General features: G+C 41.3%; 10 protein-coding genes, 1 tRNA gene and 4 rRNA genes. 4 read left to right on the top strand and 11 right to left on the bottom strand.

Going from position 1 to position 14,879, the window contains the following annotated elements:
- Positions 1 to 74: 74 nt before the first annotated feature.
- Positions 75 to 584, bottom strand: a complete 510-nt coding sequence (gene def, locus RHO15_01350) for a peptide deformylase (protein ID WVD64184.1) — start codon at positions 582 to 584, stop codon at positions 75 to 77.
- A gap of 111 nt (positions 585 to 695) precedes the next feature.
- Between def and dprA the strand changes: the two genes are divergently transcribed.
- Together dprA and RHO15_01340 are read left to right on the top strand one after the other, a co-directional pair.
- On the top strand, positions 696 to 1,820 hold the full coding sequence (dprA, locus tag RHO15_01345; protein ID WVD64183.1) for a DNA-processing protein DprA: 1,125 nt from the start codon (positions 696 to 698) through the stop codon (positions 1,818 to 1,820).
- Positions 1,821 to 1,863: 43 nt separating this feature from the next.
- Positions 1,864 to 2,424, top strand: a complete 561-nt coding sequence (locus RHO15_01340; GenBank protein ID WVD64182.1) for a Sua5/YciO/YrdC/YwlC family protein — start codon at positions 1,864 to 1,866, stop codon at positions 2,422 to 2,424.
- A 243-nt stretch (positions 2,425 to 2,667) separates the two neighbouring features.
- Here RHO15_01340 and RHO15_01335 read toward each other — a convergent pair whose 3' ends face one another.
- The 3 genes from RHO15_01335 to RHO15_01325 all read right to left on the bottom strand — a co-directional run bounded on the left by RHO15_01335 (position 2,668) and on the right by RHO15_01325 (position 5,095).
- Complete coding sequence (locus RHO15_01335; protein WVD64181.1) at positions 2,668 to 3,237, bottom strand: manganese efflux pump MntP family protein; 570 nt, start codon at positions 3,235 to 3,237, stop codon at positions 2,668 to 2,670.
- 35 nt (positions 3,238 to 3,272) lie between these two features.
- Positions 3,273 to 3,749 (bottom strand): hypothetical protein, encoded by a 477-nt coding sequence (locus RHO15_01330; protein WVD64180.1) that lies wholly within the window; start codon positions 3,747 to 3,749, stop codon positions 3,273 to 3,275.
- A gap of 173 nt (positions 3,750 to 3,922) precedes the next feature.
- The gene (locus tag RHO15_01325) at positions 3,923 to 5,095 is read right to left on the bottom strand and encodes a bifunctional tRNA (adenosine(37)-C2)-methyltransferase TrmG/ribosomal RNA large subunit methyltransferase RlmN (GenBank protein ID WVD64179.1); all 1,173 of its coding nucleotides are present in this window, start codon (positions 5,093 to 5,095) and stop codon (positions 3,923 to 3,925) included.
- Between the two features lie 225 nt (positions 5,096 to 5,320).
- Between RHO15_01325 and RHO15_01320 the strand changes: the two genes are divergently transcribed.
- A complete protein-coding gene (locus RHO15_01320) occupies positions 5,321 to 6,016 on the top strand; it encodes a M15 family metallopeptidase (protein WVD64178.1) in 696 nt (231 codons plus the stop codon).
- 93 nt (positions 6,017 to 6,109) lie between these two features.
- Here RHO15_01320 and RHO15_01315 read toward each other — a convergent pair whose 3' ends face one another.
- The 7 genes from RHO15_01315 to RHO15_01285 all read right to left on the bottom strand — a co-directional run bounded on the left by RHO15_01315 (position 6,110) and on the right by RHO15_01285 (position 13,946).
- Positions 6,110 to 7,402 (bottom strand): ATP-binding protein, encoded by a 1,293-nt coding sequence (locus tag RHO15_01315; GenBank protein ID WVD64177.1) that lies wholly within the window; start codon positions 7,400 to 7,402, stop codon positions 6,110 to 6,112.
- Positions 7,403 to 7,446: 44 nt separating this feature from the next.
- Entirely contained in the window at positions 7,447 to 8,133 is a 687-nt protein-coding gene (locus RHO15_01310; protein ID WVD64176.1) for a response regulator transcription factor, read from the bottom strand.
- A 626-nt stretch (positions 8,134 to 8,759) separates the two neighbouring features.
- A 5S ribosomal RNA gene (rrf, locus tag RHO15_01305) occupies positions 8,760 to 8,875 on the bottom strand.
- Between the two features lie 141 nt (positions 8,876 to 9,016).
- Positions 9,017 to 9,132, bottom strand: a 5S ribosomal RNA gene (rrf, locus tag RHO15_01300).
- 79 nt (positions 9,133 to 9,211) lie between these two features.
- Positions 9,212 to 12,101, bottom strand: a 23S ribosomal RNA gene (locus tag RHO15_01295).
- Between the two features lie 173 nt (positions 12,102 to 12,274).
- Positions 12,275 to 12,350 (bottom strand) — tRNA-Glu (locus RHO15_01290).
- A gap of 58 nt (positions 12,351 to 12,408) precedes the next feature.
- A 16S ribosomal RNA gene (locus tag RHO15_01285) occupies positions 12,409 to 13,946 on the bottom strand.
- Together the 16S, 23S and 5S rRNA genes with 1 tRNA gene alongside form the textbook arrangement of a ribosomal RNA operon.
- Before the next feature lie 689 nt (positions 13,947 to 14,635).
- Here RHO15_01285 and RHO15_01280 point away from each other — a divergent pair.
- On the top strand, positions 14,636 to 14,857 hold the full coding sequence (locus RHO15_01280) for a hypothetical protein (protein ID WVD64175.1): 222 nt from the start codon (positions 14,636 to 14,638) through the stop codon (positions 14,855 to 14,857).
- The last annotated feature ends 22 nt before the right edge of the window (positions 14,858 to 14,879 follow it).

The raw sequence follows: 14,879 nt of genomic DNA, 5'->3' as shown, positions 1-14,879 counted from the left end.
GGACAGGAAAAACCGCTGATGCTAATCTTACACGTACATATGTAAAATAAATCATCAGCAGTGATCACTTAAATCTATTGTCTGGTCTCCAGACGAGCCTGTTTCTCTAGTTTTTGCATAATACGCTGGCGTTTAAGCGGTGAGAGATAATCGATAAATAATTTACCGTCTAAATGATCCATCTCATGTTGAATACAAATTGCCAGTAAGCCATCCGCATCAATCTCATAAGATTGACCGTCACGATCAAGTGCTTTAATTTTGATTTTTTCTGCACGGGGTACAAATGCACTGGTATCAGGTATGGAGAGGCATCCTTCATCAATACCCGTTTCACCGGATTTTTCAATAACTTCAGGATTGATAATAACCAAAGCCTGATCACGAGTTTCGGATACATCAATAACCACAACACGGTGATGAAAATCGACTTGTGTCGCCGCTAATCCAATCCCTTCTTCGGCATACATCGTCTCTATCATATCATCAATCACTTGCTGAATTTCAGGTGTAATTTGCGTGACTAATTTTGCTTTAGTCCTTAATCGCTCGTCCGGTAATCGTAATACAGGTAAAATAGCCATAATTTTTTTAAACTACCTCTAAAAATAAAATCTTATATTTTGATATATTGTAGACACTTATTATTCTGATGAACAGCGCAAATAAACTATTATAAGAATAGTAGTGATGTTATGAATATATATGAATTATTTATTCGATTTTCAATGATTAATGGTCGAAAACTATCAAAAATAAAACAGTTAATACCTAACGCTTGCGACCAAACAGAGACTAATGTTAAAGAGATGCTGCATGAATTAGGTTTTAGTCAACAGCAGCAGGATGCTTTCTGGCAGGCAGATCGACAAAAAATCAAGTCCGCACTTCACTGGCTAGATAAATCTGATCATCATCTGATTACCTATCTTGATAAACGATATCCACCTTTACTTAAACAAATTAATAGTGCGCCACTATTACTCTTTGTGAAAGGAAATCAAACATTACTCACTTATCCACAAATTGCCATGGTCGGTAGCCGCCACTGTAGCCACTACGGCGCACAATGGTCCCGTTATTTTGCTGGTCAATTAGCGACACAAGGACTAACAATAACCAGCGGACTCGCTTTAGGGATTGATGCACTTTGTCATTTGGGGGCTTTAGATGTAAAAGGCAAGACGATTGCGGTATTGGGTAGTGGCCTGAATCATATTATTCCCAGAACACATTTTGGTTTGGCACAAGATATTCTTTATCACCATGGCGCCATTATTTCTGAGTTTTTACCGGATGAAGTAGCCAAGCCCATGCACTTTCCACGTCGCAATCGAATTATTAGCGGCTTGAGTTTAGCCACCTTTGTGGTTGAAGCCTCGATAAAAAGTGGTTCACTGATTACCGCCAAATACGCCCTTGAACAGAATCGAGATGTTTTTGCTTTACCTGGCGATATCAGCGATGAAAACTATCACGGTGCACATCAACTTATTCAGCAAGGTGCTTACTTGGTTACCACCCCAGAGGATATCCTGGTACATCTACATCACTCTAGTTTATATCGATTAATCAATAAACAATCTGGCTTATCGCAGACAAATAATACAGACATATTAAGCGTAAAAGAAAATAAAAAAAACTATCCCCATCCAGAGATATTCGCTATGATTCAACAAAAACCGATGCCGATAGATGTTATTGCTCAATCACTCTCATTATCGGTCACCGACGTGACAATAAAGTTACTAGATTTAGAATTAGCTGGCGCGATAAAATCGGTAAGGGGTGGGTATATCCGTTGTACCACAGCACTCTGATTGAATCAAATTAAACTCATATAAGAACTAACAAAAAATGACTATGATCGGACTATTATCAATTGAAGATACTATCGATTGTCTGAAAGATGAACAGGTGATTGCTTATCCAACAGAATCTATTTTTGGTTTGGGCTGCGATCCCGATAGTGAACAGGCAGTGACTGCATTATTAAAGATTAAACAGCGATCTGTCGAAAAAGGATTGATTTTAATTGCCGACCATTATGAGCAACTACTACCTTATATCGATGATAGCCAATTAGATTGCAAGCAAAAAGAGCAAATTTTTGCTTCATGGCCAGGGCCTGTGACCTGGATTATGCCAAAGAATCAGCAAACGCCCTATTTTTTAACTGGTCAGTTTCATTCAATTGCAGTTCGTGTCACCGCCCATCCTTTAGTAAAATCGCTCTGTTACCAGTATGGTAAACCAATTGTCTCAACCAGCGCTAATTTATCGGGATATGAGCCTTGTAAAACCGAAGCCGAAATCTGGCAACAGTTCGGTCATAATTTCCCAATATTACACGGTAATCTTGGCGGCGGCAGCCAACCATCACAAATTAGAGATAGTCGCACCGGTCATATTATTCGTAGCTAAAAACAGCGCTCCACAAAAGAGTGCATCGCATGACAGCGCTTTATTTTGTGAGTAATTACTTACTTAGAATTGTGAATCAATCGTCTATTTTATCATTCGGCAATTAACCCTCATCAGAGATTCACAAATATCTCGATGCATCACAATCAATCTATCTTGGTGATAAACAGGCCACGCTCAACCGACGATGTCACTACTTGCTCACTAACATAGCCAAGTTTAATAACAGCATATCGTTAACGATTAAACAACCACATGGTTGATGACTGTCCATACGCCAATGAGTATTAAAACTATACCCCCCATAATTTCAGCGCGCTTACCAATAAAACCACCGATTCTCTTGCCTAAAAAGATCCCTAAAATAACCATCATACAGGTTACCGAACCAATCAAAATAGCGGCAAAAATAATATTCACATTAGCTAATGCCAAACTGATGCCGACCGCAAAAGCATCGATACTAGTTGAGATCGCCGTCAGTATGAGGATAAAAAGAGAGTCTTTTTTGACAAACTCGACATGCTCACAACACGCTTCATTTTTCAAGCCGTTACGAATCATTCGGGAACCCAGGAAGAGCATAATAAGTAAAATAATCCAATGATCCCATTGTGCAATATAATCGACAGCAATATAACCAATCGCCCACCCTAATACCGGGGTAATGGCTTCAATAATACCAAATAGTAATCCCACTTTTATCGCATCATAAAGCGTCGGATTTTTCATGGAAACACCTTTACAAATCGACACAGCAAATGCATCCGTCGACATCGCGAAGGCAATTAATATAATAGATAAGACTTCCATTGCTCACTTCCTGATTTTTTTATTTTTAAGACTATTTATTCTGTTAATATTGTATTTAATAATCTGACTTGTTCTACCTGATTTTGACTTTGATAGTACTGTCGCATCTTATCTGCACTATACCGTTTTGTCGGTACCAGCGAAAACAGTAAGGAAAACTGCTGCATTGCGAGTACTTGCTCACCTTGATTCAATGCACAATAAGCACTCTGCTCAATCGCCTCTATTTTCCATTGATACTGATGCAAATTAGCGGCTTGGTGAAAATAATCTTGTGCATCTTGATATTGACCGATATCACATAAAAAACGCCCATAATAGATTAATGTCGAACCTAATATCTTGTTTTGGCCCATTAACACATCATAAAACGTCTTGGCTTGCGTATATTCACCAACCTGTTGATGGAATAGCGCCATCCCTAATAATACCTCAGGATCATGGGATGAGTATTGCTGGGCTAAAGATAAATTTTGATAAGCTAACGAACGGTACTGAGGGTTAGCGGACATTTGATTCAGGTAAGCAAGTCCTAACTTTAATCTTGCCTGAGCAGCACGGTTTTTATTGAAGCTTTCCTCAGAGGAAGTGCATCCGTATAGAAAAACAGCGCAAATTAAAAGAAATAAGCATTTTTCATAGCGCATATCACTTCCTTTTAACTTTTTAAAACCGTCGATAATGCTCAGATATTTTGCACCGCAATATTATGGTCTAATGAGAATACAGATTTAACCTGAGTACGTTTGGTACGATCGAGCACATCGCCAGCCAGTTGACCACAAGCCGCATCAATATCATCACCACGTGTTTTACGTACAATAACTGTATAACCATATTCCATCAACGTTTTCATGAAACGATCGATACGGGTATTTGAACTACGATCATAAGGTGCGCCCGGGAAGGGATTCCAAGGAATTAAATTAATTTTGCACGGTGTATTTTTTAATAACTGGGCAAGCTCTTTAGCCTGCTCTACACCATCATTAACTTGATTAAGTAAGACATACTCGATGGTTACCTTACCATGGTTCGCATTCGAGGTAGCCAAATAACGATTAACCGAATCAAGCAGCATCTTAATATTATATTTTTCATTAATCGGCATAATCTGATTACGAATTTGATCGTTTGGTGCATGTAAAGAGATAGCCAATGCCACATCAATCATTCCTGTCAGCTTATCGAGCGCAGGGACAACACCAGAAGTAGATAAAGTAACCCGGCGTTTTGATAATCCATAACCAAAATCATCCAGCATGATCTCCATCGCAGGCACGACATTAGAAACATTTAATAAGGGCTCGCCCATCCCCATCATAACAACGTTAGTAATCGGTCTTTGCCCGGTTACACCAGTATTACCTAAAACCTTAGCTGCGCGCCAAATTTGACCGATAATCTCTGAAACACGTAAATTTCGATTAAAGCCTTGTTGTGCAGTAGAACAAAAACGACAGGCTAACGCACAACCGACCTGAGAAGAGACGCATAAGGTTGCTCTATCACGTTCAGGAATATAAACCGATTCGATTTGTTGATTACCATCAACTGTAAATGCCCATTTGATGGTGCCATCTTTAGAACGCTGCTCAACAGAGATTTCTGGCGCTTTAATTTCGACAATCTCTTTTAGACGTTCACGTAATTTTTTATTGATGTCCGTCATTTCATCGAAATTATCACAACCAAAATGATAAATCCATTTCATGATTTGATCTGCGCGAAAAGGCTTTTCGCCTAAAGTCGCAAAAAACTCACGCATGGCTGGACGCGTAAAGTTCAATAAATTAATCTTTTCTAAGGTATTAGTTTCAGCCTCTTTAGGCTGAATAATTTGCATATCTTGTGTCATGAAAGCCTCGTTATTACACATTGCGGCAGCGCCATTAATAAAGAGCGCTGATTATACTGCTTTTATAAATACTAGCCAATCTTATTAAATAAGGTATGTCATGATTTTCGAGCGATGACGAAAATTTCACTCAAGATTAACTTTTTCGCTATAATAAAATCACCAACCTGTTATGGATACAGATCGATGAGAGCCTTATCTTACCTTTTTATTGCGATAACCTTTATGATAACTAATTACGCCTGCGCTGCGCCGTCTCATATTCCTTTAAATGAGTTAATCGGCCAGTTCAATGAAAAACAACATCCCAATTACATCCGCTTAGATTCGACAGTATTGCCTGTCAATAAACCGGGTATGTATCTACAAAAAGAAGTCGTCGCAAAATTGATTCAAGCCTATCAAGCCTTTAAAAGTGAACATCCAGATATTCCTTTTTTGATTGTCAGTGCAACCCGTAACTATGATTATCAGAGTAGTATTTGGCAACGCAAGTGGCAAACGCTGTATCCGAAGTTGAAAGATAGTAGCAAGACCGCTAATGAGATCTTACGCTATTCATCAATGCCAGGCACATCGCGGCACCATTGGGGAACAGATGTCGATATTACCAGCGTAGAATCAAGCTATTTCCATCAAAATCCAAAAGGTAAAATTCTCTACGCATGGCTATTAGAAAATATGCCTAAGTATGGATTTTGTCAGTCTTTTAACATCGGGCGTCAGGGTGGATATCAACCTGAAGAGTGGCATTGGTCCTATCAACCCATCGCTAAACAATATATTGCCGAATATAAACAATATATGGATAAACAACCGGAGTTAGTTATGGATAAGCTGAACTTTATTGGTCATGAGAAGATCCCATTAAAAACACTGATTTCACAATATGTTTTTGTGGTTAATCAAGACTGTTACTAGTCACTCTATTCGGGCTATAGATATTTTTAGAAGAGAGAAGTATAAAAAAATGAATATGCTCTAGCTGTCAAATTAGAGCATATTCATGCTTATTTATTTCCAGAAAGGGAGTTTAATGGTGACATTTAAGCCGCCATTCTCAATATTTGAGGCATTAATTGTACCATTATGGGCATGGATAATTTTACGAACAATCGCTAATCCTAAGCCATATCCTTTACCTAATTGAGGTGATTGGATACGAACAAAAGGTTCAAAAATACTCGATAACTTATGTTCTTCAACACCTGGACCTTGATCCTTCACGCTGATTTGTAAGTACTTATCAAGTTCGCGCAAAGAGACTTCAACTTCTTGACCAGGTTTGGAAAAACGAATTGAATTGCGAATAATATTTTCAATTGCCCGCCTGATCTGCTCAGCATTCCCTTTAATGATTGAATTCGATACTGGTGAAAGCACCGCTTTAACCACAATCCCCATCGGCTCTGCTTCATAATTAGCATCATCGATAACAACTTTGATTAAATCTTTCAAATCAAAATACTCATCTAAAGCATTACTACCTTCAGTACGAGAAAAAGATAAAATCTCACCAATTAAGCGATCTAAACGCTGTGATTCTAATTCAATGCGCTGTAAAGAATCGTCAATATTTTTCTTATTCTGTTGCGCCAGACCAATCGCTAATTGTAAACGTGCTAAAGGGGTTCTTAATTCATGCGAGACATCATGAAGCAATTGCTGACGGCCCGTAATCAAAATATTAAGTTTTTCAACCATCGCATCAAAATCACGTGCCAAATCACTCAATTCATCATGACGACGTTTCAATTTAGAAAACAGTCGTACAGAAAGATCACCCTGAGAAACTCTAAAGAATCCTTTCTGTAATAACTTCATTGGTCTGGTTAAGTTCCAGGCTAAAAATAAACTGAATAATAACCCGCCAAATAGTCCCATTAACACTAATGGAATAGGCATATGGAATAACGAGGTATTTTCGGTTGGTTGTTCAAAATTAGTGAATGAAACTAAGTAAGAGACACCATCTGGACCGACAGCTATTTCTCGATAAGTCACCACATTGTCGCTATCAGAAACCTCAACCATTTGATCAGTACCATCTAGTAGAGATTCAAATTCATCCAACGAAACAATTTGGAAAAAAGATTGCTCTACTTCAGGTAAGCTTTGAACAAATTTCTCAGCATCATCTTTACCGAAAACATGTAATAGTTGTGCGATCATATTCACTTTGGTTGGAATATGAACGAAAGAAAACTCAGACCGGTTATTTTCGACATAAAACGAAAAAGCGATCCAAGTTGTCTGAAATGCAATAACAAAGATAATCCAGAAAATAATCAGGATTTTCCAAAACAACCGTCTATTCATAAATTAATTTTTAAATATTATGAACTGTAAGGCTATCGTATACGATAGCCAACAGCTCTAATTGTTTCAATAGAAATAGAATCATCAGTTGTTACATAAAGTTTCTGACGTATATTACTTATATGAACGTCAACACTTCGATCATAAAGTTCTCTTGGACGCCCTAAACCTTCTTCTGATAGCTCTTCTTTTGTGACAACGCGATCATTATGTTTAATCAATAAAAGTAACAGATTAAATTCGGTAGAGGTAAGATCAATCGTCTTGTCATCCCACAAACAGATGCGTTGTGGTACATCAAGCGTTAAGCCATTGTATGTGAACTTTTTAGTATCGGTTATAATTGTAGGCTGGCTCTCGTCTAAACGTCTAAGCACTGCACGCAATCTTGCTAATAATTCTCTTGGATAACAAGGCTTTGGCATATAATCATCAGCGCCCAATTCTAAACCAAGCACTCGGTCAATATTATCACCTTTTGCCGTTAACATTATAATAGGCAAATGACTTGACTGACGAATTTGTTTTAATACATCAATACCGTTAAGATCGGGTAACATAACATCCAAAATGGCTGCTTTATACTTTCCAGATAATGCTTCTTTTACACCTTCTGTACCTGTATGTACAACTTTAATGTTAAAGTTTTCATTAATTAGATACTCACTCAACATTTGGGCTAGTTCTATATCATCATCAATTAAAAGAATATTTACCATAATTATCTACTTTGTTAGTTAGAGAGTTTTAAACATTATTCTCAATAAATAAACCGATGTCAGTTTTATTTACCAAAATATTACATAAGACTAAGCAATGAGAATGATTTCCAAAAATCTTTTGATACTAAATCTTTATAATTTAATGTAAGTAATTAATATTATTAAATAATAATAATTAAAACAAAATCCCCAATTATTTATCGTGATTCAACTGTAATATATAATTAATTCAGCGCAAATATCGTAAAAATAGTCCGCAAATGGCTAAATATATTTAAGCAATTTTGGTTAAAATTAATACTGATTTAAGGCTGTAAAACAGGTTTTCCCTCAATATACTATAGTATTAACATTTAATATCAACAAAAATGACAAAATAAAGCCGTTTACTTTACTTATTGTTCTAATATACCAAATCTTAGTTAATCTAATATATCCTAAATACGACAATATCAATAAAAGATTAAGTTAGATGAAGATTTTATAACCGCAGTAAAACTCTATAAATCAACAGGTTATATATATCGATGCAGTAAACCTCTCCCCATACAGCCCTGCCACTTTATTTTATCCACATACAACAAAGCCCAGTATCTTACTGGGCTCTGTTTGGATATTTATCAGTCTGGCGGTGTCCTACTCTCACATGGGGGGACCCCACACTACCATCGGCGCTACGGCGTTTCACTGCTGAGTTCGGCATGGGATCAGGTGGGACCACCGCGCTATTGTCGCCAGACATATTCTGTCATCACTGCGTCAACTATTCGCTATATCATTAGCACTTGCGCATAACCCATTTTGGACTGGGTTTAATCTTATCTTTTCTCTGCATATAACAAAGCCCAGTATCTCACTGGGCTTTATCACTTTAATTAAAGTCTGGCGGTGTCCTACTCTCACATGGGGGAACCCCACACTACCATCGGCGCTACGGCGTTTCACTTCTGAGTTCGGCATGGGGTCAGGTGGGACCACCGCGCTATTACCGCCAGACATATTCTGTTTGCTCTTCAATCATTAAAAACAAGCTTACTTCAAAACTTTCACGAATCATAAAACAACTCAGAGTTGTAAGGTTAAGACCTCGGTTCATTAGTATTGGTTAGCTCAATGCATCACTGCACTTACACACCCAACCTATCTACGTCCTAGTCTCGAACGGACCTTACTGATTCTCATCATGGGAGAACTCATCTCCGGGCTAGTTTCGCACTTAGATGCTTTCAGCGCTTATCTATTCCGCACGTAGCTACCGGGCAATGCCATTGGCATGACAACCCGAACACCAGCGGTGCGTTCACTTCGGTCCTCTCGTACTAGAAGCAAACCCCGTCAATTCTCCTGCGCCCATGGCAGATAGGGACCGAACTGTCTCACGACGTTCTAAACCCAGCTCGCGTACCACTTTAAACGGCGAACAGCCGTACCCTTGGGACCTACTTCAGCCCCAGGATGTGATGAGCCGACATCGAGGTGCCAAACACCGCCGTCGATATGAACTCTTGGGCGGTATCAGCCTGTTATCCCCGGAGTACCTTTTATCCGTTGAGCGATGGCCCTTCCATTCAGAACCACCGGATCACTATGACCTACTTTCGTACCTGCTCGAACCGTCGCTCTCGCAGTCAAGCTAGCTTATGCCATTGCACTAACCTCCTGATGTCCGACCAGGATTAGCTAACCTTCGTGCTCCTCCGTTACTCTTTGGGAGGAGACCGCCCCAGTCAAACTACCCACCAGACAGTGTCCGCAATCCCGATTAGGGACCTACGTTAGAACATCAAACATTAAAGGGTGGTATTTCAAGGTCGGCTCCACGCGAACTGGCGTCCACGCTTCATTGCCTCCCACCTATCCTACACATTAAGGCTCAATGTTCACTGTCAAGCTATAGTAAAGGTTCACGGGGTCTTTCCGTCTTGCCACGGGTACACCGCATCTTCACGGCGATTTCAATTTCACTGAGTCTCGGGTGGAGACAGCCTGGCCATCATTACGCCATTCGTGCAGGTCGGAACTTACCCGACAAGGAATTTCGCTACCTTAGGACCGTTATAGTTACGGCCGCCGTTTACTGGGGCTTCGATCAAGAGCTTCGCTTACGCTAACCCCATCAATTAACCTTCCAGCACCGGGCAGGCGTCACACCCTATACGTCCACTTTCGTGTTTGCAGAGTGCTGTGTTTTTATTAAACAGTTGCAGCCAGCTGGTATCTTCGACTGACTTCACCTACGTCCGCGTGGGATTTCAATTACCATCAGCGTGCCTTCTCCCGAAGTTACGGCACCATTTTGCCTAGTTCCTTCACCCGAGTTCTCTCAAGCGCCTGAGTATTCTCTACCTGACCACCTGTGTCGGTTTGGGGTACGATTACATATGACCTGAAGCTTAGAGGCTTTTCCTGGAAGCAGGGCATCAGTTACTTCACAACCTTAGTTGCTCGTCATCACACCTCAGCGTCTTAGTGACCGGATTTGCCTAATCACACGCCTACATGCTTAACCCATCATCCAATAGATGGTAAACCTAGCCTTCTCCGTCCCCCCATCGCAGTCACACATAGTACGGGAATATTAACCCGTTTCCCATCGACTACGCCTTTCGGCCTCGCCTTAGGGGTCGACTCACCCTGCCCCGATTAACGTTGGACAGGAACCCTTGGTCTTCCGGCGTGCGGGTTTTTCACCCGCATTATCGTTACTTATGTCAGCATTCGCACTTCTGATACCTCCAGCAGACTTCTCAATCCACCTTCTACGGCTTACAGAACGCTCCCCTACCCAATATGTTATTCACACATTGCCGCAGCTTCGGTGCATAGTTTAGCCCCGTTACATCTTCCGCGCAGGCCGACTCGACTAGTGAGCTATTACGCTTTCTTTAAATGATGGCTGCTTCTAAGCCAACATCCTAGCTGTCTAAGCCTTCCCACTTCGTTTCCCACTTAACTATGACTTTGGGACCTTAGCTGGCGGTCTGGGTTGTTTCCCTCTTCACGACGGACGTTAGCACCCGCCGTGTGTCTCCCACGCTCTACTCATCGGTATTCGGAGTTTGCATCGGGTTGGTAAGTCGGGATGACCCCCTAGCCGAAACAGTGCTCTACCCCCAATGGTAATACGTGAGGCGCTACCTAAATAGCTTTCGGGGAGAACCAGCTATCTCCCGGTTTGATTGGCCTTTCACCCCCAGCCACAAGTCATCCGCTAATTTTTCAACATTAGTCGGTTCGGTCCTCCAGTTAGTGTTACCCAACCTTCAACCTGCCCATGGCTAGATCACCGGGTTTCGGGTCTATACCCTGCAACTTAACGCCCAGTTAAGACTCGGTTTCCCTTCGGCTCCCCTATTCGGTTAACCTTGCTACAGAATATAAGTCGCTGACCCATTATACAAAAGGTACGCAGTCACACATACTAGTACATGCTCCCACTGCTTGTACGTACACGGTTTCAGGTTCTATTTCACTCCCCTCGCCGGGGTTCTTTTCGCCTTTCCCTCACGGTACTAGTTCACTATCGGTCAATCAGGAGTATTTAGCCTTGGAGGATGGTCCCCCCATATTCAGACAGGATACCACGTGTCCCGCCCTACTCTTCAAGCTTCCACGCAATGGCTTTCGTGTACGGGATTATCACCCTCTATGATCGGACCTTCCAGACCGTTCCACTAACTCATTACGCTACCCGCTTTGGGCTCCTCCCATTTCGCTCGCCGCTACTTTGGGAATCTCGGTTGATTTCTTTTCCTCGGGGTACTTAGATGTTTCAGTTCTCCCGGTTTGCCTCATTAACCTATTTATTCAGTTAATGATAGTGCACAAGTGCACTGGGTTTCCCCATTCGGACATCAACGGCTATTACGCCTTTTATCGGCTCACCGTCGCTTTTCGCAGATTAACACGTCCTTCATCGCCTCTGATTGCCTAGGCATCCACCGTGTACGCTTAATTTCTTAACCTTACAACTCTTAGTTGTCTCAGTTTTTTTCGCTTTCCTCAAACCCTTAGCTATGCCATACAGCATGCCGCAGATCCGAGAACTCGTTTCTTTCAGCTTGTTCCTAATTTTTAAAGAGCTATATTCATCAGTACACCTTAATGCACTTATCAATATTTTTTCATAGTTTAGTCATGGCGTCCCCTAGGGGATTCGAACCCCTGTTACCGCCGTGAAAGGGCGATGTCCTAGGCCTCTAGACGAAGGGGACTAAACTATTTCTATTTTCAAACAAACAATCTATGTGAACACTTACAGGCTCTTCGTAGTAAGGAGGTGATCCAACCGCAGGTTCCCCTACGGTTACCTTGTTACGACTTCACCCCAGTCATGAATCACACCGTGGTAAACGCCCTCCCTAAGGTTAAGCTATCTACTTCTGGTGCAACCCACTCCCATGGTGTGACGGGCGGTGTGTACAAGGCCCGGGAACGTATTCACCGTAGCATTCTGATCTACGATTACTAGCGATTCCGACTTCATGGAGTCGAGTTGCAGACTCCAATCCGGACTTAGACGTACTTTATGAGGTCCGCTTACTCTCGCAAGTTCGCTTCTCTTTGTATACGCCATTGTAGCACGTGTGTAGCCCTGGTCGTAAGGGCCATGATGACTTGACGTCGTCCCTGCCTTCCTCCACTTTATCAATGGCAGTCTCCTTTGAGTTCCCGGCCTAACCGCTGGCAACAAAGGATAAGGGTTGCGCTCGTTGCGGGACTTAACCCAACATTTCACAACACGAGCTGACGACAGCCATGCAGCACCTGTCTCATAGCTCCCGAAGGCACTCCCGCATCTCTGCAGGATTCTATGGATGTCAAGACCAGGTAAGGTTCTTCGCGTTGCATCGAATTAAACCACATGCTCCACCGCTTGTGCGGGCCCCCGTCAATTCATTTGAGTTTTAACCTTGCGGCCGTACTCCCCAGGCGGTCGATTTAACGCGTTAGCTCCGGAGCCCAGGGGTCATGCCCCCAAACTCCAAATCGACATCGTTTACAGCGTGGACTACCAGGGTATCTAATCCTGTTTGCTCCCCACGCTTTCGCATCTCAGCGTCAGTATTTGTCCAGAAGGCCGCCTTCGCCACCGGTATTCCTCCACATCTCTACGCATTTCACCGCTACACGTGGAATTCTACCTTCCTCTACAATACTCTAGATGACCAGTTTTAAGTGCAATTCCCAGGTTGAGCCCGGGGCTTTCACACCTAACTTAATCATCCGCCTACATGCCCTTTACGCCCAGTCATTCCGATTAACGCTCGCACCCTCCGTATTACCGCGGCTGCTGGCACGGAGTTAGCCGGTGCTTCTTCTGTAATTAACGTCAATGGTAATACCTATTAGATATTACCCCTTCCTCATTACCGAAAGTACTTTACAACCCTAAGGCCTTCTTCATACACGCGGCATGGCTGCATCAGGGTTTCCCCCATTGTGCAATATTCCCCACTGCTGCCTCCCGTAGGAGTCTGGACCGTGTCTCAGTTCCAGTGTGGCTGGTCATCCTCTCAGACCAGCTAGAGATCGTCGCCTAGGTGAGCCATTACCCCACCTACTAGCTAATCCCATATGGGTTCATCAAATGGCGCATGGCCCGAAGGTCCCATGCTTTGGTCTTACGACATTATACGGTATTAGCAGTCGTTTCCAACTGTTGTCCCCTTCCATTCGGCAGATCCCCATACATTACTCACCCGTCCGCCACTCGTCAGCAAGAGCAAGCTCTCCTGTTACCGTTCGACTTGCATGTGTTAAGCCTGCCGCCAGCGTTCAATCTGAGCCATGATCAAACTCTTCAATTTAAAGTTTGATGCTCAATAATGATTTCTGACATATTCAAATGAATCTTCAGTGTCACTTATCAAGACTTAATTTTTTAAAGTCTGTCGACTTAATTTCTTTCGTCCTGTAAGTGCCCACACAGATTGTCTGTTCTAATTTTTAAAGAGCTGACAGCGTTTCGTTTTACTGTCTCAAGGGCTGCGTATTCTACGCTTTCCTTTTTTAAAGTCAAGAACTTTTTTTCAAATTTCTTCACTTCTTTTTTTCCAGACTTCTTAACTTGCGTCTCGTTGTCTCTCAATGGATGCGCATTATAGGGCCTTTAAATTCTTTCGCAAGGACTATTTTCAATATTCCGTTGGTTTGCTTTTTATTTAAACAAAACGGTAGAATTACAACTAAACAAGATTACCAAACAAGCAATTTACCTCTGTTTAAATGAATGCTTATAAATAAATTTATTTGAAAATATTGCAATTAAATCGCAACAATAACGATTATAAAGATAAATTTTATAATATTCTTATATAAATGGATCATCCGCCTACCTTTTCGTATTGCTATACATTATTTAGCATAACAGATATACTCACATCAAAATAAACATTAAAAACAATAAGTTACTTTGTAAAATTGATTTTTATATATAATTAAACATCATGCATTACGCTTTTTATTCGCATTTATATAAAATAAGGAAGATTTTATTATGCTTAAATTTAGATTGTTCAGCTTGAGCTTATGTCTTTTATTACCGCTATTCTCTTATGGAAAAATATTGAATCCAGATAATCCGAAAAATTATCAAGATTTTCGCATGGATTATGCGGAAATGATTGAAATTGCGAATCCAAATAGATTGAGCCATCGCATCTTTTATAACGCTCTCTCAGTGGGTCCAGATGCTAAATGGTTTGATGCTGTGAAATAAGGAGATATAGAAACCATTAAAG

The organism is Orbaceae bacterium lpD01 (assembly GCA_036251705.1).
Lineage (GTDB): Bacteria > Pseudomonadota > Gammaproteobacteria > Enterobacterales > Orbaceae > Utexia > Utexia brackfieldae.
This window is presented reverse-complemented; position numbering and strand designations above follow the sequence as displayed.

Bases quoted from the DNA above. Each gene is read 5' to 3' on its own strand.
- def (WVD64184.1), bottom strand. From the start codon at position 584: ATGGCTATTTTACCTGTATTACGATTACCGGACGAGCGATTAAGGACT.
- dprA (WVD64183.1), top strand. From the start codon at position 696: ATGAATATATATGAATTATTTATTCGATTTTCAATGATTAATGGTCGA.
- RHO15_01340 (WVD64182.1), top strand. From the start codon at position 1,864: ATGATCGGACTATTATCAATTGAAGATACTATCGATTGTCTGAAAGAT.
- RHO15_01335 (WVD64181.1), bottom strand. From the start codon at position 3,237: ATGGAAGTCTTATCTATTATATTAATTGCCTTCGCGATGTCGACGGAT.
- RHO15_01330 (WVD64180.1), bottom strand. From the start codon at position 3,749: ATGTCCGCTAACCCTCAGTACCGTTCGTTAGCTTATCAAAATTTATCT.
- RHO15_01325 (WVD64179.1), bottom strand. From the start codon at position 5,095: ATGACACAAGATATGCAAATTATTCAGCCTAAAGAGGCTGAAACTAAT.
- RHO15_01320 (WVD64178.1), top strand. From the start codon at position 5,321: ATGATAACTAATTACGCCTGCGCTGCGCCGTCTCATATTCCTTTAAAT.
- RHO15_01310 (WVD64176.1), bottom strand. From the start codon at position 8,133: ATGGTAAATATTCTTTTAATTGATGATGATATAGAACTAGCCCAAATG.
- RHO15_01280 (WVD64175.1), top strand. From the start codon at position 14,636: ATGCTTAAATTTAGATTGTTCAGCTTGAGCTTATGTCTTTTATTACCG.